Source organism: Mycobacterium sp. NPDC051804, assembly GCF_044452905.1.
Taxonomy (GTDB): Bacteria; Actinomycetota; Actinomycetes; order Mycobacteriales; family Mycobacteriaceae; genus Mycobacterium.
The window spans coordinates 276075-302696 of record NZ_JBITCD010000007.1 but is presented as its reverse complement, the minus strand read 5'-3'; the positions used below and the strand labels follow the sequence as shown (position 1 = coordinate 302696).

Below are 26622 nucleotides of genomic sequence, written 5' to 3'. Positions count from 1 at the left end.
GGGAGTGCTAGTGCTTGACGCGGTCGGGCCTGGTGTAGACGTTCATCGAGTCGCCGCGCAGGAACGCGACGAGTGTCAGGCCCGATTGGCTGGCGAGGTCGACGGCCAGTGAGGACGGTGCGGACACCGCGGCGAGTACCGGGATGCCCGCCATCACGGCCTTCTGGGTGAGCTCGAACGACGCGCGTCCGCTGACCAGGAGAACCGTTGAGCTCAGCGGTATCCGGTCGTTCTCCAGCGCCCAACCGATGACCTTGTCGACGGCGTTGTGGCGGCCGATGTCTTCGCGCACCGCCAATGTGGTGCCGTCGACGTCGAACAGTGCGGCACCGTGCAGTCCGCCGGTGCTGGCGAACACCTTCTGTTGCTCGCGTAGGCGGTCGGGGAGTTCGGACAGCGTTTCGGCGGCGACGGTTGTCGGATCGTCACCCGGGCCGTGCTTGCTGATGGTCCGCACCGCATCGAGCGAGGCCTTGCCGCAGACGCCACACGACGACGTCGCATAGAAGTTGCGGGTCAGTTCCACGTCGGGTGGCGGCACATGCGGCGCCAGGGTCACGTCGAGCACGTTGTAGGTGTTGACCTGATCGGTGCCCGCGACCTTGCAATAACGCACGGTGAGTACGTCGTCGCGGTGGGCGATGACGCCCTCGGTGAGCAGAAAGCCCTGTGCAAGTTCAACATCCGAACCGGGGGTCCGCATCGTGATCGTGAGGGGCGCGCCGTTGATCCGGATCTCCAGGGGCTCCTCCACCACCAAGGTCTCCGGCCGGGCGATGGCGTCGTCGGCGGTGACGTGGTGCACTCGGCGCCGCGCCGTTACCCGACCCACTAGGTGACCACGCGATCTTCAGCGCGCACGCCTGCGGAGCATTCCAGTCGGATCACCACCGCTTTCGACACCGGTGTATTCGACTTCTCGGCAACGTGATCGAGGGGAACCAGCGCGTTGGTCTCCGGATAGTAGGCGGCCGCGTTGCCGACCGGTGTCTCGTACGCCACCACCATGAAGTCCTTGGCGCGGCGCTCCTGCAGTTCACCGTCGCCTGCAGGGAACTCAGAAACAAGATCGACGCGGTCACCCTCGTGCAGTCCGAACCGGTCGATATCCATCTTGTTGACGAAAACGACTCGCCGACCACCCTTTACGCCGCGGTAGCGATCGTCGAGGCCGTAAATCGTCGTGTTGTACTGGTCGTGGCTGCGTAGTGTCTGCAGGATCAGCCTGCCCTCGGGGATGGGCACCCACTGCAGCGGGTTCACGGCGAAGTTGGCTTTGCCTGTGCTGGTGGGGAATATGCGTGCGTCGCGCGGACCGTGGGGCAGTTGAAATCCATCGGGTGCGCGCACCTTGTGGTTGTAGTTGTCGCAGCCGGGCACGACGGCTTCGATCGCGCCGCGGATGGTGTCGTAGTCGTCGTTGAACGTCTCCCACGGCACCGGATGGTCTGGCCCGAGAAGCGTGCGCGCCAGTTGGCAGATGATCGCGACCTCGCTGCGGACCTGGTCGCTGGGCGGGCGGAGGCTGCCGCGTGACAGATGCACCATCGACATCGAATCTTCGACGGACACTTGCTGTTTGACACCGCGTTGAGTGTCACGGTCGGTGCGGCCGAGTGAGGGCAGAATCAGCGCCGTCCGACCATGCACCACGTGGCTGCGGTTGAGCTTCGTCGACACCTGCACCGTCAGGGAGCAACTTCTCAGCGCGGCCTCGGTGACGGCGGTATCCGGAGTCGCCGTCGCGAAGTTGCCGCCCATGCCCATGAAGACCTTCGCCCGGCCGTCGCGCATGGCGCGAATCGCGTCGACAGTGTCGACGCCGTGCTTTCGCGGGCTGACGATGCCGAAGTGCTTGTCGAGGGCGGCGAGGAACTGCTCGGGCATCTTCTCCCAGATGCCCATCGTGCGGTCGCCCTGCACATTGGAATGCCCACGCACCGGGCACAATCCGGCACCGGGCTTGCCGATCATGCCGCGCATCAGCAGCACATTGGTGATCTCCGAGATCATCGGCACTGCGTGCTTGTGCTGGGTAAGTCCCATGGCCCAGCACGCGATCGTGCGCTCGGAGTCGACCATCATCTGCGCGACCTTTTCGAGTTGCGCGCGCTCGATTCCGGTCGCCTCCAGCACGGTGTCCAGGTCGACGGCCCGCGTCTGCGCCTCGTACTCGTCGAAGTTCGCACAATGCTGTGCGATGAAGTCGCGGTCGACCACCGTTCCGGGTGCCCGATCGTCGGCCTCGAACAGCAGGCGGCCCAATCCGGCGAACAACGCCATGTCGCCGCCGATGCGGATCTGGACGAACTCGTCGGCGATCGGGATGCCGTGGCCGACGACGCCGTGCACCTTCTGGGGATCCTTGAACCTGATCAGCCCGGCCTCGGGGAGCGGATTGATCGCAATGATCTTGGCGCCGTTCTCCTTCGCCTTCTCTAGCACCGACAACATTCGGGGATGATTCGTGCCGGGATTCTGGCCGGCGATCACGATGAGGTCGGCATTGGCGACGTCGTCCACAGTGACCGACCCCTTGCCGACGCCGATCGCTTCGATCAACGCTGCGCCCGAGGATTCGTGGCACATGTTGGAGCAGTCGGGCAGGTTGTTCGTGCCGAAGCTGCGGACCATCAGCTGGTAGAGGAACGCCGCCTCGTTGCTGGTGCGCCCCGAGGTATAGAAGACGGCTTCGTCGGGATGGTCGAGCGCCCGCAACTCGTCGGCGATCAGACGGTAGGCGTCGTCCCATTCGATGGCGCGGTAGTGATCGTCGCCGGGGCGCAGCACCATCGGATGAGTCAGTCGGCCTTGCTGGGACAGCCAGTACTCAGGTTGGCCGTCGAGGTCGGCGATCGAGTGGCGCGCGAAGAAGTCGGGTGTAACGACGCGCTTGGTGGCCTCCTCGGCGACGGCTTTCGCACCGTTCTCGCAGAACTCGGCGAACTTGCGACCACCATGCTCCTCCGGCCATGCGCAGCCGGGGCAGTCGAAACCATGGCGCTGATTGAGCCGCACCAACGATGCGCCGGTCCGCCATGCTCCCATCGATTTGAGGCCGCGTTGCAGCGAAACCATGACAGCCTTGACCCCGGCAGCCTCGCGCTCCCGGCCGGTAGTGACAACCGCGTGCTCGTCGTAACTCGCATCGAAATCGTGGGTGACGTCGCGCCGTTTGCCTAACCGCATATGCCCAGCCTAGGTCGTGGTGTTCTCCTCACCGGGCTACCCGTGTGACAACGCGTGTATGCGAACTTTCATGGTCCACGTTCGCTGTTTCCATCTGGCTCTTCTGGTGGGCGGAGGAGTAGTTCGGGGCGGTGGTAGTAGTTGATGCGGGTTTGTCCGGTGTCGAGGTGTAGTGGTGGGGCCCATTCGACGTCGCCGTGGTTGTTGATGGTGGTGGTCCAGCCGCCGGGTCCGACGAGGCGGTTGTCGGGGCCGCAGGCCAGGGTCATGTCGTTGACGTTGGTATTGCCGCCATCGGCCCAATCGGCCAGCGCATGGTGGACCTGGGCGCCGTAAGCGCCCACGCTGCAGCAGGGTTTGGTGCATCCCCCGTCGCGGGCGATGAGCATGATCCGCTGGGCCGGGGAGGCGGTGCGGCGAGACCGGAACAGGTCCAGCGCTGACCCGGTCGCTTTGTCGAACACCGCGAGGTAGTGGTTGGCGTGGGCGGCCAGGCGGATGACGTCCTTGATCGGCAGCATCGAGCCGCCACCGGTAGTGCCCACGCCCGCCCGGGATTCGAGGTCTTGCAGCGTGGTGCGGATGATGATCGACGTTGGTAGTCCGTTGTGCTGACCCAACGCCCCGGACTCCAAGGCATTGCGCCCGATCGCGATCAGGGCGTCGTGTTGGCGTTGGGCCAGGCTGCGGTGATCGCCGTCGATCTGGGCCTGTGATGGCGTGCCGCTGACACACGCTTCGTCGTCGTCGGGATTACACATGCCCGGTGCGGCCCACTTCGCCAGGATGGGTTCGAGGATCGCCCACGCCTCAGGGGTCAGGTCGCCCTTGATCGCGACCATGCCGTCGCGCCGCTGCGGACCGGTGACCACGCCGCGCTTCCTCTTACGTTCAGCATCCTCGGGTGCCGGGCCGTCCTGATCCAACAGGAACACGATGTCGCGGGCGGCTTTCTTCAACTCCGTCGGCCCGACACCTTCGGCGATGCGCACCAGATCGCGTTCGATCTCCTCACGCGTCGCGGCGTCCACAAACCCCGGAATGTTGCCCATCGCCTCGCGGATCTGCTCGACATGCTCACCATTGATCGACCCGGCGGCTTGCGCAGCCGCGGTCGCGGCCAGCGCAGGCGCCAACGGTTCACCGGTCAACGCGCGCCGCGGCCCCAGCACCGCAGCCTCGGCCAGGCGCCGGTTGGCTTCACTGGCTGAGATCCGCCACCGAATCTTCAGCACGTCCTTCCAGTTCTTGGCACCCAACTCTTTGGGTGTCGTCTCAGCTTGCAATCGCGCCAGGGCGCGATGCCACTGGCTGGGTAGCTGGCACGACAACGTTTCGAGCTCGTCGAGCAGGCCCAAGAGTTCGCGTTGCGTCAGGGCTTCCAGGTCGCAGGCGGCCAACGATTCGTGCGCGGACCGCAGTGCGGCCATCGCCACCTGAACCGGGGTCGCCAACATGATTCGAACATACATTCGACCACCGACAAGCCGGCCCGCCGATGTGACACCTGAAACTAAAGTGACGCAACGGATTTGAGTGAAACCACGGCCGCGGGACCCTCGCAGGCTCGAGCAAACAAATTCTGTCGGTGACGGCGGCGTAACAATCCTGGAACGCGACCTTCCTAGTGTGGGCCGGTCATGGTCCGCAAAGGGTGCGGGCGAGAGCGATAGGAAGTCCAGTGAGCGGAAATGCAGTGCGGCTACAGGCGATCAACAACGTCGAGGCGTACGTGCCTCCAGCCATCAGCTTCGTGCCGGGCGAAGAGCCGGGCGCGATCTTCGGCTCCAACGTGTTCACCATGGCCGAGATGCGGCTGCGGCTGCCCAAGTCGGTGTACAAGTCCGTCGTCGCCACGATCGAGAAGGGTGCGAAGCTCGATCCGGCGGTCGCCGATTCAGTCGCCTCGGCGATGAAGGACTGGGCACTGTCGAAGGGTGCCACGCACTACGCCCACGTTTTCTATCCGATGACCGGGCTGACAGCGGAGAAGCACGACAGCTTCCTCGAGCCTGTCTCCGACGGTGAGACACTCGCGGAGTTCGCGGGTAAGACGCTGATCCAGGGTGAGCCGGACGCGTCCAGCTTCCCGTCCGGCGGACTGCGCAGCACGTTCGAGGCCCGCGGTTACACCGGTTGGGACGTCACCAGCCCGGCCTATATCCTGGAGAATCCGAACGGCAACACATTGTGTATCCCAACGGTTTTCGTGTCGATGACCGGTGAGGCGCTGGACTACAAGACGCCACTGCTGCGCAGTCAGCAGGCGATGGGCACCCACGCCGAACGGATCCTGAAGCTGTTCGGCCACGACAACGTCGCGAAGATCGTCGCGTTCTGCGGTCCCGAGCAGGAGTACTTCCTCGTCGACCGGCATTTCTTCCTCGCCCGCCCCGACCTCGTCAACGCGGGCCGCACGCTGTTCGGTGCGAAGCCGCCGAAGGGCCAGGAGTTCGACGACCACTACTTCGGTGCGGTGCCCGAACGCGTGCTGGGCTTCATGATGGACACCGAGCGGGAGCTGTTCAAGCTCGGCATCCCGGCCAAGACCCGCCACAACGAGGTTGCGCCAGGACAATTCGAGATCGCTCCGATGTTCGAGCGCGGCAACATCGCCTCGGACCACCAGCAGCTGTTGATGACGGTCTTCAAGACGCTTGCGAAGAAGCACGGCATGGAATGCCTGTTCCACGAGAAGCCGTTTGCCGGTGTCAACGGGTCGGGCAAGCACGTCAACTTCTCGCTGGGCAACGCCGACTTGGGCTCGCTGCTGGTACCCGGTGATACGCCACACGAGAACGCGCAGTTCCTCGTGTTTTGCGCCGCGGTGATTCGCGCGGTCCACAAATACGCGGGCCTGCTTCGGGTTTCGGTGGCTTCGGCGACCAACGACCACCGGCTCGGTGCCAACGAGGCGCCGCCGGCGATCATCTCGATCTTCCTCGGCGATCAGCTGGCCGACGTGTTCGAGCAGATCGCCAAGGGCGCAGCGACGTCGTCAAAGGGCAAGGGCAGCATGATCATAGGCTGCGACACCCTGCCGGTGCTGCCGACTGATCCGGGCGACCGCAACCGCACCAGCCCCTTCGCGTTCACCGGCAACCGGTTCGAGTTCCGCGCACCGGGCTCGGGTCAGACCGTCGCAGTGCCGATGATGATGCTCAACACGATCATGGCTGAATCGCTCGACTACATGGCGACCGTGCTCGAGAAGGCTGTCGAGAACGGCGAGGACTTCGACGAGGCGGTCCAGAAGCTGTTGACCGACATCATCACCGAGCACGGTGCCGTGGTGTTCAACGGTGACGGATACTCGGAGAACTGGCAGATCGAGGCCGCCGAGCGCGGACTGCCGAACCTGAAGACGACGCTCGATGCGCTGCCCGAGCTGATCAAGCCCGAGTCCATCGAGCTGTTCGAGAAGTACTCCGTGTTCAGCGAGCGCGAATTGCACAGCCGCTACGAGGTCCGGCTCGAGATGTATGCGCTGACGATCGGCGTCGAGGCCAAACTCGCACTGGAACTGGGGTCGACGGTCATCCTGCCCGCAGCCATCCGGTATCAGACCGAGCTGGCGCAGAACGTCGCGGCGCTCAAGGCGGCGGGGATCGATCCGGATATGACGATGCTGGAGGCGGTCAGCACGCCGATATCGGAGCTGACGGCGGCGCTGGCGGCACTGAAGGCCGGCCTGGCCGAACACGTAGGGGACTCCGCCGCTGACGAGGCCGCGCACGCGCAGAGCCTCCTGCCGAAGATGGACGCGGTGCGCGCCGCCGCCGACACGCTGGAAGGCGTTGTGGCCGATGATCTCTGGCCGCTGCCGACCTACCAGGAGATGCTTTACATCCTGTAGAGATTTCGCCGAGTGTGGGGGTCAGGTCCGAGCCACTCGGGCCCTGGTAACCGCAACTCCCACACTCGGCGATTCACGTCAGGTGGTGTGGCCGTCGGCGACTGTCAGCGCCGCGTCGAGCATGCGCAGCCCTTCAGCCACCTCGGCATCGCTGACATTGCACGGCGGCACCGCGTGAATGCGGTTGAAGTTCGCGAACGGCAGCAGGCCATTGGCCTTACACGCCGCGAGCGTCTCGCCCATCGCCGGGCTGCTTCCTCCATACGGGGCCAAGGGCTCACGGGTCTGCTGGTTGGCGACCAGTTCGATCGCCCAGAACACGCCAAGGCCGCGTACTTCGCCGACCGACGGGTGCTTGGCAGCCAACTCGCGCAGTCCGGGCCCGAGGACGTCGGCACCGATGCGCGCGGCGTTGGTGACCATGCCCTCGTCCTCCATCGCGTTGATGGTGGCGACTGCGCAGCCCGTCGCCAGCGGATGACCCGAGTACGTCAGACCGCCCGGGTAGGGCCGGTCGGCGAAGGTCTTCGCGATCGACTCGTTGATCGCGACACCCCCCAGCGGCACGTAGCCCGAGGTGACCCCCTTGGCGAACGTGATCAGGTCGGGCACGACGTCGAAATGCTGGATGGCAAACCACTTTCCGGTGCGTCCGAAGCCCGCCATCACCTCGTCGGCGATGAAGACGATGCCGTAGCGATCGCAGATCTCGCGGGCACCCTTCATATAGCCGGGTGGCGGCACCATGATGCCCGCGGTTCCGGGCACCGACTCGAGGATCAGCGCCGCGAACGACAGCGGGTTCTCCATCTGGATCAGCCGTTCGAGGTGCTCGAGAGCCCGCTCCGTCTCCTGCTCTTCGGTTTCAGAATGGAACGAGGAGCGGTACAGGAAAGGCCCGTTGAAGTGCACGACGCCGCTGGTGCCGTAGTCGTTGGGCCACCGGCGTGGGTCGCCGGTCAGGTTCACCGCGGTATCGGTGCCACCGTGATACGACCGGTAGCGCGCCAGCACCTTGTACCGGCCAGTGTGCAACCGGGCCATCCGCACGGCGTGTTCGACGGCGTCGGCTCCACCGTTGGTGAAGAACACGCGGTTGAGGTCACCCGGCGTCCGCTGGGCGATCAACCGTGCGGCCTCCGAGCGGGCGGCGTTGACGTGTGCGGGCGCGATCGTGCACAGTTTTGCGGCTTGTTCGGCAATGGCGGCAACGACTTTCGGGTGCTGATGACCGATGTTGGTGTTGACCATCTGCGACGAGAAGTCCAGCAACCTGTTGCCGTCGCCGTCCCACACGTAGGAACCCTCAGCCGCGAGCACAGTCATCGGTTTCAGCGCTGCCTGTGCCGACCACGAGTGGAATACATGCTCGCGATCGAGCTCGTATGCGCGCACGCCCTCGGCGATCGCCGCCGAGAGAGCCTGCCCGTTGGGTAGCGGTTGGGGACCGGTGGAGCCTGTCATGGCAGGGAAGCCTAGTCCGATACCCGGTCGATGCCGCCTGATCACTGGTTCTGCGGGAAGCCAAGTTCGATCCCGCCGTGGCTGGGGTCAAGCCAGCGGCTGGTGATCGCCTTCTGCCGGGTGAAGAACTGCACACCGTCCATGCCGTGGGCATGGCTGTCGCCGAACAGCGACGCCTTCCATCCACCGAAGCTGTAGTAGGCCATCGGGACAGGGATCGGCACGTTGATGCCGACCATCCCGACCTGGACCTCGTTCTGGAAGCGCCGCGCGGCACCGCCGTCGTTGGTGAAGATCGCTGTGCCGTTGCCGTACGGGTTGGAGTTCACCAGGTCCATTGCGTCGTCATAGCTTTCGACGCGGACGACCGACAAGACCGGACCGAAGATCTCGTCGGTGTACACACTCATTTCGGGCGTGACGTGGTCGATCAGCGTGGGGCCCAGCCAGAACCCGTCCTGGCCTCCGTCTGCCTTCACGGTGCGACCGTCGACCACGATCTTCGCGCCGTCGGCCTCGCCTGCATCGATGTACGACGCGACCTTGTCGCGGTGCGCCTTGGTGACCAGCGGACCCATGTCGGAATCCTTTGTGCCGTCGCCGGTCTTGATGCCCGCCGCGCGCTCGGCAATCTTGGCCACCAAGTCGTCGGCGATCGGGCCGACCGCGACGCACGCGGAGATCGCCATGCAGCGCTCGCCGGCAGAACCGAAGCCGGCGTTGACCATTGCGTCGGCAGCCAGGTCCAGGTCGGCGTCCGGGAGGATGACGGCGTGGTTCTTCGCGCCGCCAAGGGCCTGCACGCGCTTGTCGTTGGCGGTTCCGGTGGCGTAGACGTACTTCGCGATCGGGGTGGACCCGACGAACGACACCGACTTGACCTTCGGGTTTGTCAGTATTTCGTCGACAGCGGACTTGTCGCCCTGCAGCACGTTGAACACACCCGGCGGCAGGCCCGCTTCGGCCCACAGTTCGGCCAGCCACAGTGACGCGCTCGGATCCTTCTCCGACGGCTTGAGCACGACGGTGTTACCCGTCGCGATCGCGAGGGGGAAGAACCACATCGGGACCATCGCGGGGAAGTTGAACGGGCTGACCACGCCCACCACGCCCAGCGGCTGGCGGATGGAGAAGACGTCGACCTTCGTCGACGCGTTCTCGGTGAACCCGCCCTTGAGCAGATGCGGGATACCGCAGGCGAACTCGACGACTTCCTGGCCTCGGCTGACCTCGCCGAGCGCATCGGAGACGACCTTGCCGTGCTCGCTGGTGATGATCTCGGCCAGCTCACCCTTGCGCTCGTTGAGCAGTTCCCTGAATTTGAAGAGAATCTGCGTACGCTTGGCCAGTGACGTGTCGCGCCACTCCGGGAATGCGGCGGCTGCGGAGTCGATCACCGCGCGCGCATCCTCCACGCTGGCCAGTGCGACCTGCCCGGTCACCTCGCCGGTCGCGGGATTGGTCACCGGGGCGGTGGCGGTGCTGGTGCCTGCGAAGGCCTCGTTGTTGTTCCAGTGGCTGATGGTCTTGCTCATGTCTACTTCCCGTACTTCGATACGTATTCGGTCATGGTCTTGAGTTGGTAGCGCGAGACGTCGTGCGCGGTCTCGTCCTCGGCGAACACCGACGACACCATCACGGTGTCCGGGCGGTCGTAAAAGCCGATTTCGGCCAGGCCACCGAAAAACTCGTCCCAGTCGACGTCGCCGTCGCCGATCTTCAAGTGCTGGTGCACCCGCACCGGATTGCCCGGCGGATTCGTGATGTAGCGCAGGCCGTGGCTGCGGTGGTGATCCATCGTGTCGGCGACGTGCACCAGACGCAGTTTGTCGCCGGCGGCACGCATGATCTCGGTCATGTTCGAGCCCATAGTGCCCCCCATATGGAACGTGTGGCACGCGACGTACACCATGCCGATGTTGGGGGAGTTCACGCCGCGGATGATGCGCAGCGCCTCCATACCGTCCTCGACGAAATCGTCTGGGTGCGGGTCGATCCGGACGTCGATGCCCTCGCGCTCGAAGATCGGCACGAGTTCCTCCATCGATCGGAAGAATGCCCGCTCGGATTCCTCGGCCTTCTCGGGCCTGCCGGAAAACTCGGTGTTGATTACGTTGACACCGAGGTCGACCGTGATCTGCACGACGCGCTTCCAGTTGCGTACCGCCGCCTCGCGCGCGTCCTCGTCAGGACCTGACCACCGCAGCACCGGCAGTACCGAGGCGATGCCCACGCCTGCGTCCGCACACGCCTTGCGGAACTTCGCGACCAGATCGTCGTCAGCCCGTGGATGATTGAAGAACGGGATGAAATCCCGGTGGGGTGTCAGCTGCAGGTACTCATAGCCCAACTCCGCCACCAGCTTCGGGCAGGCGAGCAGCTCGTAGTCGTGGTGGAACGGGGTGGGGTCGAGTGCGATCTTCATGTCACGCTCCAGAAATCGATGCGCGATCGACCATCTTGACCTCGACGGGCAGTCCACTGTTGAGCGACTCGACGCCGGCCTCACAGACCGCCGCGGCGGCGTAGCCGTCCCATGCTGTGGGGCCGTCTGTGTAGTCCTGGGTTGCACCCCCTCGTTGCACGGCGTCTACCCAGCGCTGGAACTCCGTGTCATATGCCTGGCCAAAGCGTTCGCGGAATCCGGGCGTGATCTGGCCACCCCAATGACCGGACGCGCTCTTGCGCACGAGCCCGACATCGAGTCCGATCATGGCGCTGCCCTTTTCGGCCACCACCTCTGTGCGCACCTCGTACGCCACACCGGTCGTCACGAACAGTTCGACGTCCACATGCTTGCCCGACGTTGTGCGCATGATCGCGATCTGCGGGTCGGCGAGACCCCGCGGTGCACCGGGATTGGCGGCCGGCTTGACGATTTGGATCGAGGCGATCTCCTCGTCGAACAGGAACCGTGTGACGTCCACTTCATGCACCAGCGAGTCACGCACCACCATCGCGCTGTCGAATGTTGGGGGCACGGCCGGGTTGCGATGCGCACAGTGCAGGACCAGCGCACGCCCGAGTTCACCGCCATCCAGCAGCGCCTTCAGATGTGCGTACTCGTGGTCGAACCGGCGCATGAACCCCACCTGGATCAACCGCTTGCCGAGTTCGGCTTCCCGCTTCACCACGGCCAGCGAGGTCTCGATATCAGTGGTCAACGGCTTCTCGCAGAGCACGGGCTTGCCGTGCTCCAGGCACGCCAGTAATTGCTTCTCGTGGGTCGGACCGGGCGTCGCGAGCACCACCGCATCAACGTCCGGATCGGCGATGGCGTCGAGCGGGTCGACGATGGCACGACAGCCGTCGACATTCGCGGCGATCTGCTCGGCCTTCTCGGTGATGTAGTCGTTGACCACCGAGACCCGGGCGCCGGAGATTCTGCTGCTCAGCCGGGCCACGTGGTCCGCGCCCATCACGCCGACACCCAGAACGGCTACACGTAAGTCAGACACGAGCTCTCCTAGTTGAAACGGACGGACGGTACGCCGCACGAGCCGAGATAGGACCGTGTGCGCTGGGCGATGGGCAGGGGAGCGTCGACCTCGCAGGGGTACATGTCCTGCTCGACGATCGCGAACACATCGATGCCGAGCCGCTCGATCTCGGCCAGCAGCGGCGGCATCTCCGGGATACCAAGCGGGGGTTCGATCATCGCGCCGAGCTTGACTGCCTCACCGAACGGCAGGTCCTCGGCCTCGACCTTCGCGCGAACCTCGGGATCGACCTGCTTGAGGTGCAGGTAGCCGATGCGTTCGGGTGCGCGGCGGATGATCGCGATGTTGTCGCCACCGCAGTAGCTGATGTGGCCGGTGTCCAGGCACAGGTTGACGAACTCGCCGTCGGTGCCGTCGAGGAAGCGGTAAACGTTCTCCTCGGTGTCGACGTGGCTGTCCGCGTGCGGGTGGTATTGCGCACGGACGCCGTACTTCTCGAACATCGCCTTGCCGAGCTCGTTCATACCCTCGGTCTTCTTGCGCCACTGTTCTGGCGTGAGGTTGCGGTCCTCGAGCACCGCGCCCGTGGAAGGGTCCCGCCACATCTCGGGGATGACGACGACGTGCTTGCCGCCGACGGCCGCTGTCAGTCGCGCAACGTCTTCGATCTGCGTCCAGACGGCATCCCACGAATGATCCTGGTGCAGGTGCTCGAAAACCGTGCCCGCCGAAAGCTTGAGGTTGCGCGACGCGAGTTCGTCGGACAGCTTCTGTGGATCCGTCGGCAGGTAGCCGAACGGTCCGAGCTCGATCCACTCATAACCCGACGCGGCCACCTCGTCAAGGAAGCGGGCGTACGGCGTCTGGCCGGGATCGTCGGGGAACCATACGCCCCACGAGTCGGGTGCTGATCCAACAGTAATGATGCTCAACGTATTTCGTCCTATCGGTCTGTCGGGTTGATCAGGGGGCGTTGGATCTTCTTCCATTCGGCGTACTTCTCGTACGCCTCCTGGGTGGAAGTCAGGGTGGAGACCTCGGACACCGGCACGTCCCACCAGGACTCGCTGTCCGGCGCGGGAATCAGCGGATCGGTCTCGACGTGGATCACCGTGGTGCGATCGCTGGCCTTGGCCACCTTCACGGCATCGGCGAACTCCGCGGCGGTGCCGACCTTGACGACGTCGGCGCCGAGGCTGGCCGCGTTGGCGGCGAGATCCACCGGCAGCTTGTCGCCGTCGAGGCGGCCGTCGTTGTCGCGGTAGCGGTATGCGGTGCCGAACCGCTGTGAGCCAAGGGCTTCCGACAACGATCCGATTGACGCGAAGCCGTGGTTCTGCACCAGCACCACGATGACCTTGAGGCCTTCCTGGACGGCGGTCACCAGTTCGGTTGCCATCATCAGATAGGACCCGTCGCCGACCATGACGAACACGTCGCGCGTCTCGTCGGCCATCCGGACGCCGAGGCCGCCTGCGACCTCGTAGCCCATGCAGGAGTACCCGTACTCGACGTGGTATCCCTTGGGATCCCGTGTCCGCCAGAGCTTGTGTAGATCGCCAGGCATCGATCCGGCGGCGCAGACGACGACGTCGCGTGGATCGCTGAGCGTGTTCGCGAGGCCGATCACCTGGTTCTGGTTCAAGACCGCGCCGTCCTCGACGGCGTAGACACCCGAGACGATGTCGTCCCACTCCTTGGCCAGAGCCGCGGTGCGGGCGAGGTAGTCGTCGGCAACCCGGTAGTCACCGAGCGCGGCGTCCAATGCCTCGATCGCTTCTCGGGCATCGGCGACCACGGGTAGCCCGCCCTGTTTGACCGAGTCCAGCGACGCCACATTGACGTTGACGAACCTGACGTCCGGATTGTTGAACGCGGTGCGCGACGCGGAGGTGAAATCGCTGTAGCGCGTACCGATTCCGATCACCACGTCGGCTTCGGTGGCGAGCGCGTTGGCAGCTGTGGTGCCAGTCGATCCGACGGCGCCCACGCACTGCGGGTGGTCAAAGGGCAGAGCGCCTTTGCCTGCCTGGCTCATCCCGACGGGGATCCCAGTCTTCTCGCACAACGCGGACAGCGCCTCGGTCGCACCGGAGTAGACGACACCGCCGCCGGCCACGATCAGCGGCTTGCGCGCCGCACGGATCACCTCGGCCGCGCGTGCGATCACCGACTTCTCCGGTAGCGGCCGTGCGACATGCCAGGTGCGTTCGGCGAACAGCGATTCCGGCCAGTCATGTGCCTCGGCCTGCACGTCCTGGGGGATGGACACGGTCGCCGCACCGGTCTCGACCGGATCGGTGAGCACGCGCATCGCGCCGAGCAGCGCGGCGGGCAGCTGCTCGGGGCGCCACACCCGGTCGAAGTAGCGGGACAGCGGTTTGAACGCGTCATTGACCGTGACGTCGCCTGAGGACGGCAGCTCGAGCTCCTGGAGAACCGGTGCGCTCACGCGGGTGGCGAATGTGTCTGCGGGCAACAGCAGTACAGGCAGTCGGTTGATGGTCGCCAGGGCCGCGCCGGTGAGCATGTTCGTCGAGCCGGGTCCGACACTCGCGGTGACCGCCCAGGTCTGCAGCCTGTCCTTCTGCCTCGCGTAGGCGACGGCGGTGTGGACCATGGCCTGCTCATTGCGGCCCAGTACGTACTTCAGTCTGGGTTCTCTGCCGCTTTCGACCGCCTCGACCTCGTCCTGCAGCAGCGCCTGGCCGAGGCCGGCCACGTTGCCGTGTCCGAAGATCCCGAAGGCACCCGCGAAGAACTTGATGCGGTCACCGTCACGTTCGACGTACTGGTTCGCCAGGAATCGAATCGTCGCCTGCGCCACGGTCAGTCGGACGGTGCCCTCGGAATCGGGTGTCTTCTCGGCCCGTTTCGGTGCGGTGGAAACCACGGTTCAGGCTCCTGTCTGATGGAGGGGGAGGCGAGGGTCGACGGCCTGGTCGTCCCAGGTACCGCGCAGCCAGGTGTGTTCCGGGTCGTCGACGATCTTCCAGGCGCGCTCGGCGCCGGGGCCGGCCATGACGTTGAGGTAGTACATGTGATAGCCCGGCGCGGCGACCGACGGGCCGTGATAGCCGTGCGGCACCAGCACCACATCTCCGGTCCGCACCTCTTCGAGCACCTCGATCGGACGGTCCGGTGTTCCGTACACGCGGTGGTATCCGAAGCCTCGTGATCCGTCGGGGCCGCCCTGGATCTCGAAGTAGTAGATCTCCTCGAGTTCTGTTTCCGTGGGCGTGGTTTCGTCGTGTTTGTGCGCGGGGTAGCTCGACCAGTTGCCACCAGGGGTGATGACCTCACAGGCGATCAGGGAGTCGGCCTCGAAAACTCCTGCGGTGCCGAAGTTGTGCACCTGACGGCTGCAGTTGCCGGTGCCGCGCAGTTCGACCGACACATCGGCCGCGGCGACGCGGCGATTCGGGAAAGCGTTCTTCGCGCGGGCACCGCAGATCGCGAATCGGCCCTCGCCCTCGAGCACGTATGCCTTGTCGATGCCGATGTAGACCATGTCGGACGGCCCGTCGAACACAGACGCTCGCGGCGTCAGCTCGAACGTGTCGCCGTCGGACTCGACGACGCCGCCGCCTGCCAGCGGCAGAATCATCACCTCGGTGCCGGCGGTGGTGAGCTCGGCCCTTTGGCTGTCGTCCAATTCGACTACCTGCAAGGAAGATTCGGTCCATCCTGCGGATTCCGGAGTGATGTCGACCGTGTACGGCAGCGTCGCGCTGCGGGCGGGGATGTAGAGCTTGCTGTGCATTGTCACCTCACCATCGAAACTGCGGTGGCGACGGCGGAGGCGACGTCGTCATCCGGCGGATAAAGCAAAGTGCGTCCGGCGATCAGTCCACGCACCGACGGCAATCCGAGCGCCTTCTCCCAGCTGGCGAACGCTTCGTCGGGATCGGTGGGGTCACCGCCGAGCAGCAGCGTGGGCAGCGTCGTCGCCTCCATCACGCGGTCCATCTCGTCAACGACCGGCAGCTTCATCCAGGTGTACGCGGACGTCGAACCGATGCCTTGGCCGATGTGAATCGACTTGATCACCGCATCTGGCGACAGGTCGTTGCGGACCTTGCCATCAATACGGCTGGACATGAACGGTTCGAGCATCGCGATGAGGCCGTGCGCGGCCAGTTCGTCAACCGCTTTCGCACACGCAGCTATGGTGGCGACGGTCCCGGGGTCGCCGAGGTCTATGCGGCACAACATCTTTCCGCCGTTCATTTTCGCCGCGGCGGTGGATGCCGCGGTGGCGGCCGTCATCCGGTCGTCGAGTTCGAAAGATGCGCCCGCGAGCCCGCCGCGATTGAACGACGAGAACACGACCTTGTCGTCGAGCGCCCCGAGGAGCACCAGGTCGTCGAGGATGTCAGAGGTGGCCAGCACGCCGTCAACCCCCGGGTCGGCGAGGGCGGCGCGCAACCGGTCGAGCAGGTCGGTGCGGCTGTTCATCGCGGTCGGGCGGGTGCCGACGGCGAGGGCGCCGCGGGCCGGGTGGTCGGCGGCGACGATCATCAGTCGGCCGTTGCCCCGGATGGTCGGCCGCGTGATGCGGTTCTGCCAGGCGCGGGAAATGGCGTCGGGATCGCTGGCACGTACCTCGGTGATCGCCGCGTAGTCGGTGCAGAGTGCCCTAGACATTGACCGCCTCCGCCGCTGTTCGTTCGGCGAGCTCGGCCACCTCGGCGGCGGTCGGCATCGCGGTCGAGCACTCCAACCGGGAGGCGACGATGGCACCCGCGGCGTTGGCGTAGCGCAGCGTCTTCTCCAAAGACCAGTTGTGCAGCAGGCCGTGACAGAGGCTCCCGCCGAACGCATCTCCTGCGCCCAGCCCGTTGACGACGTCGACCTCGTTGGGAGGCACCGTCACCGAGCTGTGCTTGGTCTTGCCGAGGACACCGCGTGGCCCCTGCTTCACGATCGCCAGCTGGACGCCGAGGTCCAGCAGCGCGTCAGCGGCCTTGTGCGGGTTGGATTCGCCGACGGCGATCTCGCACTCCTCGCGGTTGCCCACCGCGACGGTGACATGGGCCAGTGCGCGCTGCACCTGCTCGGTGGCTGCCGCGGGCGACTCCCAGAACATCGGGCGGTAGTCAAGGTCGAGGACAGTCAGCGGTGCTCTGTCGCGAATCTCCCAGGCGGCGAAATGCGCGCTGCGGCTTGGCTCTTCGGACAGTCCCGTGACGGTCGACCAGTAGAGCTTCACCGAGCGCACGGCGTCGGTGTCAATGTCGTCCGCGCTGATCTGCAGGTCCGGGGCTTTCGGACGGCGGTAGAAGTACAGCGGGAAGTCGTCGGGTGGGAAGATTTCGCAGAAGGTGACGGGCGTCGGATATTCGTCGTTGGTCACGACATAGCGGTTGTCGACGCCCAGGCGTGCCAGCTCGTTGCTGACGAACTTCCCGAACGGGTCGGCGCCCACGCCCGAGATCAGGGCCGAGCGGTTGCCGAGGCGCGCCGCGGCGACCGCGACGTTGGCGGCGCTGCCGCCGAGGAACTTGCCGAAGGTCTCGACATCCTGCAGACCGACCCCGATCTGCAGGGGGTAAACGTCGACGCCGCAGCGCCCGATGGCGAGTACGTCATGTGGCTGAGTGGTCGTCAAGGGTCGGCTCTCCACGAGTAGGGGACGGCTGTCTATGACTGTGCCCGTCATCACTCCGCCGTGTCAATAGTTTGTCCTGACATTCTATCTTTCGATCAAACGATGCTACGATTCAGCTACTGTTTGTCTGGTCCATCACGAGATCGGAGACGACGTGCCTTTGGCAGTGGAGCTCGACAGGTCAAGTCCTGTTCCCCTCTACTATCAGCTTGCCCAGGCAATTGAGGCGGCGATACGGGATGGCGAACTCTCTCCCGGCGACCGCTTTGAGAACGAGCTGGCGCTGGCGAAGCGACTGACGCTGTCGCGGCCTACGACGAGACGTGCGATACAGGAACTCGTCGACAAAGGTCTGCTGGTCCGCAAGCGGGGTGTGGGAACGCAGGTCGTGCAAAACCCCGTGCACCGGCGGGTCGAGCTGACAAGCCTTTTCGACGATCTCGCCCGCGCCGGCCAGGAGCCCACGACTCAGCTGCTGGACTACCGCGTCGGGCTTCCCGACGAGGAGGTCGCCCGCGAACTGAGCATCGCCGAGGATCGCGAGGTCGTATCCATTCAACGGCTGCGGTGTGCGAACGGCGAGCCGCTCGCGGTGATGATCAACCATCTGCCCGTGGAGATCGCGCCTGATGCCGAAGAGCTGGAAAGCATCGGGCTGTACCAGTCGTTGCGGTCCCGCGGTGTGCACATCCGTCTCGCTCGTCAGCGCATCGGGGCAAAGGGGGCGACCAGAAATGAAGCCCGGTTGTTGGGCGAGAAGCTGAATGCGCCGCTACTGACGATGACCCGAACCGCTTTCGACGACTCGGGAAGTGCGGTGGAGTTCGGCACCCATTGCTACCGGGCATCGCGCTACTACTTCGACACCACTTTGGTCGACCGCTGATTTTCTGCGCGAGCGTGCGCGAACTCGTCAGGTTTGACGGCGTGTCGTCCGCTGACACGCACGTCCCCAGCTTGCGCGTGGGCCCACGCGCCGCTAGCTGAACGCCGCCCGGAACGCTTCCAGGGCGGCCACGCTGTCGCCGGATGCCCAGGCCTCCATGCCGACGGTCCCGGTGAAGCCGGTGTCGCGCAGCGCTTTCGCGATGGCGGGGTAGTTGATCTCGCCGGTTCCGGGCTCACATCGTCCCGGCACGTCTGCCACCTGGATCTCGCCGATCGCGTCGCCGCATCGCCGCACTAGCTCGATGAGGTTCCCCTCGCCGATCTGCGCGTGGTACAGGTCGAGCATCATCTTCACGTTCGGATGCGCGACGCCTTCTATCAACGCCAACGTGTCCTTGGCGCGGGCCAGCGGGATACCGGGATGGTCGACGATCGTGTTGAGGTTCTCGACGCAGAACTGCACGCCGGCATCGGCGCCGAGATCGCCGATGCGCTCCAGGGTCCGCAGCGCGGTCGGCCACATATCGCCGGTCGCGCGCTGCCGCGGCCGCACCGCGTTGCCGCCACCGTCGAGTTCGGCGGTGTGCAGGTTGAGCCGCGAAACACCGAGTGTCTCAGCGGCTTTGATGGACAACTCCGCGGTGCGCACCACGTCATCGGCGGTGGCAGGATCGATCAGGTCACCGTGTAGGTATCCCTTCATCGATGTGAACCGGGCGCCGGTGGACGCCAGCGCGGCGAGATCCTTGTCGTGCCAGCTCCAGATCTCGACCGCGAAGCCAAGGTCGTGGATCCGGCGCACGCGCTCGAGGAGTGGTAGCTCGGTGAACACCATCTCCGAACAGACCGCGAGCTCGAAGTCCGTCATATCGGCATCGCCTTCTTCGCTGGGAGCCTCACAACCGTGACCCTAGCATTTGATGTGCAGTCCTAATGTCAGGACAAAGTATTGACTTTCTACTGTGAGCCGTATTACATCGACCTCGGAGCGTGCTGCGGCGCACGCAAACGGCAAGGAGATGTAATGAGGGTCAGTCGGCTCGCGGCGGTCACCGGGGTGACCGTGCTCGTACTGGGAATCGCGTCGTGTTCGTCCACCGGTGGTAAGCCGCGGGAGAGCGAAGGCGGGATGGGCGGCGGCACCGTCGACACGCCCCGCGCGACGATCGCGATGATCACCCACGAAGTGCCGGGTGACTCGTTCTGGGATCTGATCCGCAAGGGTGCCGAAACCGCGGCGCGCAAGGACAACATCGAGCTGCGGTACTCGAACGACCCCGAAGCCCCCAACCAGGCCAACCTCGTGCAGACCGCGATCGACAGCGGTGTGGACGGCATCGCGCTGACACTGGCCAAGCCCGACGCGATGCGCGCCGCCGTCGCGGCAGCGGAGGCCAAGGGCATTCCGGTCGTCGCGTTCAACGCCGGCGGCGATGCCTGGGCCCAGATGGGGGTCAAAGAGTTCTTCGGCCAGGACGAGTTCATCGCAGGCCAGGCCGCTGGTGACCGGCTCAAGCAGGACGGCGCCAAGAAGGCGCTGTGCGTCATCCAGGAGCAGGGCCACGTGGGACTCGAGTCCCGCTGTGCCGGTGTAAAGGACAGGTTCCCCGCGACCGAGAATCTCAACGTCAACGGCAAGGACATGCCGTCGGTCGAGTCGACGATCACCGCGAAGCTGCAGCAGGACCGCAGCATCGACTACGTGGTGACGCTTGGCGCCCCGTTCGCGCTGACCGCTGTGCAATCGGCGAAGAACGCGGGCAGCAACGCCAGGATCGGGACTTTCGACACCAACGCCGCTCTTGTCGGCGCGATCCAGGACGGCAGCGTGCAATGGGCCGTCGACCAGCAGCCGTTCCTGCAGGGGTATCTGTCGATCGACTCGTTGTGGCTGTACCTGAACAACGGCAATGTGATCGGCGGCGGCAAGGAGACACTGACCGGCCCGGCGTTCATCGACAAGTCCAACGTCGACGCGGTCGCCGAGTATGCGAAGGGTGGAACTCGCTGATGAGTACCAGTACCGAGGTCGATCTCACCGAGCGCAAGGTCGTCCACGACGAACGTGTCAAAGAGCGAAACCGTATCCAACGGATGCTGATTCGCCCCGAGATGGGCGCGGGCATCGGCGCCGTCGTCATCTTCATCTTCTTCTTCGTGATGGCGCCGCCATTCCGGTCGGCCGAGTCGTTGGCGACGGTGCTGTACGGCAGCTCGACCATCGGGATCATGGCGTGCGCGGTCGCCGTGCTGATGATCGGCGGTGAGTTCGACCTGTCGGCCGGTGTCGCGGTGACCACCGGATCGCTGGCCGCATCCATGCTGGCATGGAACTTTCACCTGAACCTCTGGGCCGGTGCGGGTTTGGCGCTCATCCTGTCGCTGGCCGTCGGATTCTTCAACGGGTACATGGTGATGAAGACCAAGATCCCGAGCTTTCTGATCACGCTTGGGACCCTGTTGATGTTGACCGGAGCGAACATCGCTGTGACCAAATGGGTTTCGGGCGCTGTGGCGACACCGAGTGTCAACGATATGGAAGGGTGGGACTCCGCCCGTGCGGTGTTCGCGTCGACGCTGACGATCTTCGGTGTGCCGGTGCGCATCACGGTGCTCTGGTGGCTGGCGTTCACGTTGATCGCCACCTACGTGTTGTTCAAGACGAAGATCGGCAACTGGATCTTCGCCGTCGGCGGCGACGCGGAAAGTGCGCGTGCCGTCGGTGTGCCGGTCACCGCCGTGAAGATCGGGCTCTTCATGTTCGTCGGGTTCGCGGCGTGGTTTTCGGGCATGCATCTGCTGTTCTCGTACAACACGGTTCAGTCCGGTCAGGGCGTGGGCCAGGAGTTCATCTACATCATCGCCGCGGTCATCGGGGGGTGTCTGCTGACAGGCGGATACGGCACGGCCATCGGCGCCGCCATCGGTGCGTTCATCTTCGGCATGGTGCAACAGGGCATCGTCTACGCGGGCTGGGAACCGGACTGGTTCAAGTTCTTCATGGGCGTGATGCTGCTGTTCGCCGTGATCGCCAACAACGCATTCCGCAACTACGCCGCGAAGAGGTGACCCATGACCGCAACTGTTGATCAACCTGTCGACGAAGCCCCGTCCGGAGGCAAGGTGCCACTGGTCGAGCTGAAGAACGTCGGCAAAATGTATGGCAACATCACCGCGCTGAAGGACATCTCGCTACGCGTCCACGCCGGCGAGGTGACGGGCATCTTGGGTGACAACGGCGCGGGCAAGTCGACGTTGATCAAGATCATCGCCGGCTATCACCCGCCGAGCGAGGGAGAGCTACTGGTCGACGGTGAGCCGGCGCGGCTCGCGTCACCGAAAGACGCACTGGCCAAGGGCATTGCGACCGTGTACCAGAACCTGGCCGTCGTGCCGCTGATGCCGGTATGGCGTAACTTCTTCCTTGGCCAGGAGATTCGCAAGAGGTCCTTTCCGTTCTCTTTGGACTCCAACGCTATGCGTGCCACCACACTGACCGAATTGTCGAAGATGGGCATCGATCTGCCCGACGTCGACGTGCCGATCGGTTCACTGTCCGGTGGGCAGCGCCAGTGTGTGGCGATCGCGCGGGCCGTGTTCTTCGGTGCGCGGGTGCTGATCCTCGACGAGCCGACGGCCGCGTTGGGCGTCAAGCAATCCGGCGTTGTGCTGAAGTACATCTCCGCGGCGAAGGAGGCCGGCTTCGGCGTGGTGTTCATCACACACAATCCGCATCACGCCCACATGGTCGGTGACCACTTTGTGCTGCTCAACCGTGGTCGCCAGAAGTTGGACTGCACCTACGACGACATCACACTCGAGCACCTGACACAGGAGATGGCAGGTGGTGACGAGCTGGAGGCGCTGTCGCACGAATTGCGTGGTAAAGGCGCATAACTGACGGCGGTGGCGCCCCGCAGCCCTCGAGGTTGCGGGGCTTTTCCTTATTACAGTTCGGCCGCTGTTCACTCGGGAGCCAGTGCGGCGCGAATGACGGCGGTCAGCCGAGGCGGCACAATGTAAGCGTGCACATCGAACCCGATCCGAACCGCCACTCGCCGGTCTGGCGTGACCCGCTGTCTGCGGGTTGGCGAGCGCACCGGGGCCTGCTGATGCTCCGTTTGAGGTGGCACGAGCGCCGCGATGCAGCCGCGGCTGAAGAACGCAGCTAGCGGGGGTCCATTCCGGCCGCGCGGTACGCGGCGTCGATGTAGGACATGTTCTCGACCGCGTCGACGTTGTTCACCGGCAGCGGTGCGCCGTGCAGGACGTGCGCGGCGAAGGCCTCCAGCTGGTAGGTGTACGAGGTGCGCGTGCCGAGATGTTCGACGGTGCTGCCTAGCGGAGTCCGGATGGTGATGCGATCGTCGGCTTGGGGCTTGATGAAGTTGTGCACCAAAACATCTCCCTTGGTGCCGACGATCTGAATCGTGAACGAATAGTCGTCGCCGACCATCGAGTTGGCGCTCAAGCCCGTTGCACCGCTGGGGAAGACGAGCTCGACATCGCACCACGCGTCGATGCCCGGACTGCGTTCCTTCGCGTGCGCTCGCACGACCGACGGCTGACCCAGCCGCCGCATGACGTGTAGTCCGTAGCAACCGAGGTCCATCAGCGCGCCGCCGGCCAACTCGAGCGACCATCGCGGATCACCGTCGTCCGGTTCGGGCATCGCCATACGCACCTCGACATGCGTGATGTCACCCAGCGTGCCGTCACCGGCCAGCTCCAGGGCGCGTCGCGTCACCGGGTGATACAGGTAGTGGAAGGCCTCCACCACAGGAACTCCCGCGGCGTCGGCGGCCTCCGCGACGCGCACCGCCTCAGTCCGGTTGCGGGCGAACGGCTTTTCACTGAGCACCGGCTTGCCCGCCGCCACCGCCGCGAGATTCCACGGCGCATGCAGTGCGTTCGCCAGCGGGTTGTAGACGACGTCGACCTCGGGGTCGTTGATCACGTCCTCGTAGGACGCCACGACGCGTTCCACGCCGTACTTGTCGGCGAAAACCTGAGCGCGTTGCGGATCACGGGCCGCGACCGCGACCAGTCGGTGGCCCAGCTCGTGTGCAGGCCCGACGATCGCCGGCTCGGCGATGCGGGACGCGCCGAGCACGCCGATGCGCAAGCTCATACCGACACGCGGCCGCTCACATCGTGTATGAACGCCACGCTGGTCCGCACGTCGCGCACGGGCCCCTCGTCGGTGGGCTCGTCGTCCAGGATCGTGTCCTGCTCCATGACGAACCAGCCATCGAATCCGTTGCCGCGCAGCGCCGTAACGATGCCCGCGATGTCGACGTCACCCGCACCCAACGGGGTGTACATGCCTGCGCGCACCGCCTCGGTGTAGGTGAGCTCCCCGGACTGCACGCGAGCGGCGAGCGCAGCGTCGACGTCCTTGAGATGGGCGTGCGCGACCCGGTCGGGCACCTGCAACGTCAGCGCCAGCGGATCTGTCCCGCCGATCAGCAGGTGGCCGGTGTCCAGACACAGCTTGATGCTCGAACCCTCCAGCACCCGGTCCACATCGCTGCGGGTCTCGACCATGGTCCCGACGTGCGGGTGCAAGACGGCGAGTGCACCGCGGTCGGCAGCCGCGGCGGCGACCCGGTCGAGATTGGCCAGCAGCGTGGCCCATTGGCTGTCATCGAGCGTCGGCCGTGAGTCGTATCCGTCCGAGCCGGTCGCCGCCGCCAGCACGAGCACATCGGCGTCACACGCGATCAGCGCGTCGAGCGGACCCGCGATGTCGGCCAGCGGGTCGTAGTCGGCGTCGTGCAACAACACGGGCACGAACATGCCGACACAGCTGAGGCCGTTTGCCGCGAGGACACTCGTCAACTCGTCGGGATCCGATGGAAGGAAGCCTTCGGGGCCCAATTCGGTTGCGGACAGCCCGAGTTCGCGCATCTCGGCGAGTACCCGCTCGGCGCTGAGTTGATGGCCCCAGCCGGGTACCTCGCACACGCCCCACGAAATCGGTGCGCCCGCGATCTTCAGATTGTTCACTGTGACCTCACTTCCTTGATGCTCACCGGTACGCGGCGCTGCAACGACTCGGCGGCCGCTTCGGCCAGCCATGCGACCTCGACCGCGTCGGCGACCGTGCATGCCGGCGCGGCGTTTCCCTTGACCACATCGACGAACGCACTGAGTTCCGCACGGAACGCCTCGGTGAAGCGGTCCATGAAAAAGTGGTGCGGCGGTCCGTCGGGAAAGCTGTTGGTGGGGTCGACATTCCGCACGGGGACACCCTGGTCCCAGCCGGCGACCACCGTGTCATGGAAGCCGTGCACCTCGAGGCGGCAGTCGTAGCCGTGCGCGTTGTACCGCGCCGCCGAGACCAGGCCGAGCGCGCCGCCGTCGAAGGTGACCACCACAGCGGCGGTGTCGACATCACCGAACTCGGCGAACTTCGGGTCGCCCTGGACGCTGCCGGTGGCGTATACCTCGATGGCCTGCTGCCCGGTGATCCAGCGGAGGACGTCGAAATCGTGCACGGCACAGTCACGGAAGATGCCACCGGAACCCTTGATGTAGTCCATCGGTGGGGGAGCCGGGTCCATGGTCGTGCTGCGCACCGTATGCAGCGCGCCCAGCGAGCCGTCGTCGACTGCGCGCTTGGCGGCCGCGAACGCGGCGTCGAACCGTCGTTGATAGCCGACCTGGACCGGTACGCCGAACCGCGCGATCGCCTCGGCAACCCGTGCGCTCTCTGCGGCCGTGGATGCGATGGGCTTCTCGCAGAACGTGGGCAGGCCACGCTCGACCGCGGCCAGCGTCAGCTCCGCATGCGCGGGTGTCGCGGCGGACACGACGACCCCGTCCACCCCGGACGCCAGCAGCGCCTCGACCGAATCAACGGGTTTCGCCCCGTGTTTGGCGGCGACGGCCGCGACGACGTCGGGCCGCTCGTCGGTGACCACCAGCCCATCGATGCTGTCGAGTCCCGAGAGGGTTTCGGTGTGGAAGGCGCCGATGCGGCCCAATCCGATGACGCCGAGGGTGGTCATGGAATTCTCCGTTCTTCTTGGGCGCGTAGGACGACGTCGAGTTCGTCCACGCTGAGGTTTCCGTCCAGCGCCGCCAGCACCGTGTCCACCTGACTGGGTGGGGCGAGGCTGCCGATGGGTTGATCGCTGTCGAGGTTGGTGGGGAACGCGTAGCCCTCCGCGGTCGCGACCACGGCGTTGACGAGGTCGCGCTGCGACCGTCCGGCCGCCTTCATCGCCAGCAGTGCGGGATAGATCGCGCGGACCATCGCCGTGCGGTCCAGCGCTTCCATCGCGCGGCCGAACGGCGAGGACACCTGCAGCAGATTGGCGATCCGACGGATGTCACCCGAAACATTCGATCCCGCACCGTGATACAACGCCGGGTTGAAGAACACCGCATCGCCCTTGTTCAGCGGCAGCTGCACGTGATGATCGGCGAAGAACTCCACGAACTCGGGCCGATTGAACGCGATGTAGCCGCCGGGGAACCGCTGCGAACCGGGCAGCAGCATCGTGGGGCCGCTTTCGACCGGCATGTCGCAGTGGGCCACTGCACCCTGCAGCGTGAGAACCGGCGAGGTGCGGTGCAGATGCGCGGGATACTGCGCGAGATGCTCGTCGGGTACGAACCCGAGGTGGTAGTCACGGTGTGGGACCTGCTGTGTGCCACCGGGGTTGACGACGTTGACCTGAGAGGTGACCTGGTAGCGCGGGCCCAGCCAGGCCTGGCAGACGAGGGCCAGGGTGTCGTTCGCGTAGTACTCGGCGAACACATCCGGAGCGTGCAGTGCGAGCTTCTGCGCCGCGTTCCAGATGCGGTCGTTGGCACCGGGCTTGCCGAAGTGGTCGCCCGCCGCGGTACCCGCGTCGCGCTGGGCGGCGATGATCGAGAAGAAGCCCTCGTTCGCGCGGTCGACGATGTCGGGGGAGAAGGCGTCTTCGAAGACCACCACGCCGGGCCCGTCGGCGAACGCCCGGATCAACTCCGACTGCAAATCCCGCCGGTCGGCATCGGCCACCACGGCCGCCGAATACACCAGCACGTTGTTTCGCACGTCGCTGGCGTTCGGGTAGTCGGCGCGTTCGGTATCGCACAGCACCTGCTCGCGGAATTCGTCGAGCCGGCATTCGGACTCGTCGATCCACGGCGTGTACGTCGTCCTCACCGGTGCGGCCATG

At 65.3% G+C, this 26622-nt stretch carries 22 protein-coding genes; 5 read left to right on the top strand and 17 right to left on the bottom strand.

Going from position 1 to position 26622, the window contains the following annotated elements; translation table 11 throughout:
• Window positions 1-7: 7 nt before the first annotated feature.
• The 3 genes from fdhD to ACIA48_RS27365 all read right to left on the bottom strand — a co-directional run bounded on the left by fdhD (window position 8) and on the right by ACIA48_RS27365 (window position 4661).
• The gene (fdhD, locus tag ACIA48_RS27375) at window positions 8-832 is read right to left on the bottom strand and encodes a formate dehydrogenase accessory sulfurtransferase FdhD (RefSeq protein ID WP_396738993.1); all 825 of its coding nucleotides are present in this window, start codon (window positions 830-832) and stop codon (window positions 8-10) included.
• Window positions 832-3189: an FdhF/YdeP family oxidoreductase gene (locus ACIA48_RS27370; protein WP_396738992.1), complete on the bottom strand. Its 2358-nt coding sequence runs from the start codon at window positions 3187-3189 to the stop codon at window positions 832-834. The genes fdhD and ACIA48_RS27370 overlap by 1 nt, the downstream gene beginning before the upstream one ends.
• Before the next feature lie 68 nt (window positions 3190-3257).
• Window positions 3258-4661 carry an HNH endonuclease signature motif containing protein gene (locus tag ACIA48_RS27365; RefSeq protein WP_396738990.1) on the bottom strand — a complete coding sequence of 468 codons (1404 nt, stop codon included), beginning with the start codon at window positions 4659-4661 and terminating at the stop codon, window positions 3258-3260.
• Between the two features lie 209 nt (window positions 4662-4870).
• Here ACIA48_RS27365 and ACIA48_RS27360 point away from each other — a divergent pair, with 209 nt between their 5' ends.
• Window positions 4871-7045, top strand: a complete 2175-nt coding sequence (locus ACIA48_RS27360) for a glutamine synthetase III (RefSeq protein ID WP_396738988.1) — start codon at window positions 4871-4873, stop codon at window positions 7043-7045.
• Between the two features lie 78 nt (window positions 7046-7123).
• Here the strand turns inward: ACIA48_RS27360 and ACIA48_RS27355 are convergent, their stop codons facing one another.
• The 9 genes from ACIA48_RS27355 to iolC are packed head-to-tail and all read right to left on the bottom strand — an operon-like array spanning window position 7124 to window position 17560.
• Complete coding sequence (locus tag ACIA48_RS27355) at window positions 7124-8509, bottom strand: aspartate aminotransferase family protein (protein WP_396738986.1); 1386 nt, start codon at window positions 8507-8509, stop codon at window positions 7124-7126.
• 41 nt (window positions 8510-8550) lie between these two features.
• Window positions 8551-10044, bottom strand: coding sequence for a CoA-acylating methylmalonate-semialdehyde dehydrogenase (locus ACIA48_RS27350; protein WP_396738984.1), 1494 nt, complete (start codon window positions 10042-10044; stop codon window positions 8551-8553).
• A 2-nt stretch (window positions 10045-10046) separates the two neighbouring features.
• Window positions 10047-10934, bottom strand: a complete 888-nt coding sequence (locus ACIA48_RS27345; protein WP_396738982.1) for a sugar phosphate isomerase/epimerase family protein — start codon at window positions 10932-10934, stop codon at window positions 10047-10049.
• 1 nt (window position 10935) lies between these two features.
• Window positions 10936-11967: a Gfo/Idh/MocA family protein gene (locus tag ACIA48_RS27340; RefSeq protein ID WP_396738981.1), complete on the bottom strand. Its 1032-nt coding sequence runs from the start codon at window positions 11965-11967 to the stop codon at window positions 10936-10938.
• 8 nt (window positions 11968-11975) lie between these two features.
• On the bottom strand, window positions 11976-12881 hold the full coding sequence (locus ACIA48_RS27335; protein WP_396738979.1) for a sugar phosphate isomerase/epimerase family protein: 906 nt from the start codon (window positions 12879-12881) through the stop codon (window positions 11976-11978).
• A gap of 11 nt (window positions 12882-12892) precedes the next feature.
• Window positions 12893-14842, bottom strand: a complete 1950-nt coding sequence (gene iolD, locus ACIA48_RS27330) for a 3D-(3,5/4)-trihydroxycyclohexane-1,2-dione acylhydrolase (decyclizing) (protein WP_396738977.1) — start codon at window positions 14840-14842, stop codon at window positions 12893-12895.
• Between the two features lie 3 nt (window positions 14843-14845).
• Complete coding sequence (gene iolB, locus ACIA48_RS27325) at window positions 14846-15712, bottom strand: 5-deoxy-glucuronate isomerase (RefSeq protein ID WP_396738975.1); 867 nt, start codon at window positions 15710-15712, stop codon at window positions 14846-14848.
• 2 nt (window positions 15713-15714) lie between these two features.
• Window positions 15715-16596, bottom strand: coding sequence for an aldolase (locus ACIA48_RS27320; RefSeq protein ID WP_396738973.1), 882 nt, complete (start codon window positions 16594-16596; stop codon window positions 15715-15717).
• Entirely contained in the window at window positions 16589-17560 is a 972-nt protein-coding gene (iolC, locus tag ACIA48_RS27315) for a 5-dehydro-2-deoxygluconokinase (RefSeq protein ID WP_396738972.1), read from the bottom strand. Before iolC ends, ACIA48_RS27320 begins: the two co-directional genes overlap by 8 nt.
• 154 nt (window positions 17561-17714) lie before the next feature.
• On the opposite strand from iolC, the gene ACIA48_RS27310 reads away from it, so the two are divergent.
• A complete protein-coding gene (locus ACIA48_RS27310; protein WP_396738970.1) occupies window positions 17715-18446 on the top strand; it encodes a GntR family transcriptional regulator in 732 nt (243 codons plus the stop codon).
• Between the two features lie 93 nt (window positions 18447-18539).
• Here ACIA48_RS27310 and ACIA48_RS27305 read toward each other — a convergent pair whose 3' ends face one another.
• Window positions 18540-19316 (bottom strand): TIM barrel protein, encoded by a 777-nt coding sequence (locus ACIA48_RS27305; protein WP_396738969.1) that lies wholly within the window; start codon window positions 19314-19316, stop codon window positions 18540-18542.
• Window positions 19317-19472: 156 nt separating this feature from the next.
• Here ACIA48_RS27305 and ACIA48_RS27300 point away from each other — a divergent pair, with 156 nt between their 5' ends.
• The 3 genes from ACIA48_RS27300 to ACIA48_RS27290 are packed head-to-tail and all read left to right on the top strand — an operon-like array spanning window position 19473 to window position 22345.
• Entirely contained in the window at window positions 19473-20459 is a 987-nt protein-coding gene (locus tag ACIA48_RS27300; protein ID WP_396738967.1) for a substrate-binding domain-containing protein, read from the top strand.
• Window positions 20459-21517, top strand: coding sequence for an ABC transporter permease (locus tag ACIA48_RS27295; protein ID WP_396738966.1), 1059 nt, complete (start codon window positions 20459-20461; stop codon window positions 21515-21517). The genes ACIA48_RS27300 and ACIA48_RS27295 overlap by 1 nt, the downstream gene beginning before the upstream one ends.
• Before the next feature lie 3 nt (window positions 21518-21520).
• Window positions 21521-22345 carry an ATP-binding cassette domain-containing protein gene (locus tag ACIA48_RS27290; protein ID WP_396738964.1) on the top strand — a complete coding sequence of 275 codons (825 nt, stop codon included), beginning with the start codon at window positions 21521-21523 and terminating at the stop codon, window positions 22343-22345.
• A 271-nt stretch (window positions 22346-22616) separates the two neighbouring features.
• Here the strand turns inward: ACIA48_RS27290 and ACIA48_RS27285 are convergent, their stop codons facing one another.
• Genes ACIA48_RS27285 through ACIA48_RS27270 form a run of 4 tightly spaced genes read right to left on the bottom strand, consistent with a single transcriptional unit; the run spans window position 22617 to window position 26621 of the window.
• A complete protein-coding gene (locus ACIA48_RS27285) occupies window positions 22617-23579 on the bottom strand; it encodes a Gfo/Idh/MocA family protein (protein WP_396738963.1) in 963 nt (320 codons plus the stop codon).
• A complete protein-coding gene (locus ACIA48_RS27280) occupies window positions 23576-24457 on the bottom strand; it encodes a sugar phosphate isomerase/epimerase family protein (protein ID WP_396738961.1) in 882 nt (293 codons plus the stop codon). Before ACIA48_RS27280 ends, ACIA48_RS27285 begins: the two co-directional genes overlap by 4 nt.
• Window positions 24454-25461: a Gfo/Idh/MocA family oxidoreductase gene (locus ACIA48_RS27275; protein ID WP_396738959.1), complete on the bottom strand. Its 1008-nt coding sequence runs from the start codon at window positions 25459-25461 to the stop codon at window positions 24454-24456. The genes ACIA48_RS27280 and ACIA48_RS27275 overlap by 4 nt, the downstream gene beginning before the upstream one ends.
• Entirely contained in the window at window positions 25458-26621 is a 1164-nt protein-coding gene (locus ACIA48_RS27270) for a phytanoyl-CoA dioxygenase family protein (protein WP_396738957.1), read from the bottom strand. The genes ACIA48_RS27275 and ACIA48_RS27270 overlap by 4 nt, the downstream gene beginning before the upstream one ends.
• Window position 26622 lies beyond the last annotated feature (1 nt).

Excerpts from the sequence above, each read along its gene's own strand:
- ACIA48_RS27320 (WP_396738973.1), bottom strand. The coding sequence starts at position 16,596 with ATGTCTAGGGCACTCTGCACCGACTACGCGGCGATCACCGAGGTACGT.
- ACIA48_RS27300 (WP_396738967.1), top strand. The coding sequence starts at position 19,473 with ATGAGGGTCAGTCGGCTCGCGGCGGTCACCGGGGTGACCGTGCTCGTA.
- ACIA48_RS27365 (WP_396738990.1), bottom strand. The coding sequence starts at position 4,661 with ATGTATGTTCGAATCATGTTGGCGACCCCGGTTCAGGTGGCGATGGCC.
- ACIA48_RS27345 (WP_396738982.1), bottom strand. The coding sequence starts at position 10,934 with ATGAAGATCGCACTCGACCCCACCCCGTTCCACCACGACTACGAGCTG.
- ACIA48_RS27285 (WP_396738963.1), bottom strand. The coding sequence starts at position 23,579 with ATGAGCTTGCGCATCGGCGTGCTCGGCGCGTCCCGCATCGCCGAGCCG.
- ACIA48_RS27350 (WP_396738984.1), bottom strand. The coding sequence starts at position 10,044 with ATGAGCAAGACCATCAGCCACTGGAACAACAACGAGGCCTTCGCAGGC.
- ACIA48_RS27305 (WP_396738969.1), bottom strand. The coding sequence starts at position 19,316 with ATGACGGACTTCGAGCTCGCGGTCTGTTCGGAGATGGTGTTCACCGAG.
- ACIA48_RS27270 (WP_396738957.1), bottom strand. The coding sequence starts at position 26,621 with ATGGCCGCACCGGTGAGGACGACGTACACGCCGTGGATCGACGAGTCC.
- iolB (WP_396738975.1), bottom strand. The coding sequence starts at position 15,712 with ATGCACAGCAAGCTCTACATCCCCGCCCGCAGCGCGACGCTGCCGTAC.
- ACIA48_RS27275 (WP_396738959.1), bottom strand. The coding sequence starts at position 25,461 with ATGACCACCCTCGGCGTCATCGGATTGGGCCGCATCGGCGCCTTCCAC.
- ACIA48_RS27295 (WP_396738966.1), top strand. The coding sequence starts at position 20,459 with ATGAGTACCAGTACCGAGGTCGATCTCACCGAGCGCAAGGTCGTCCAC.
- ACIA48_RS27290 (WP_396738964.1), top strand. The coding sequence starts at position 21,521 with ATGACCGCAACTGTTGATCAACCTGTCGACGAAGCCCCGTCCGGAGGC.
- ACIA48_RS27355 (WP_396738986.1), bottom strand. The coding sequence starts at position 8,509 with ATGACAGGCTCCACCGGTCCCCAACCGCTACCCAACGGGCAGGCTCTC.
- ACIA48_RS27370 (WP_396738992.1), bottom strand. The coding sequence starts at position 3,189 with ATGCGGTTAGGCAAACGGCGCGACGTCACCCACGATTTCGATGCGAGT.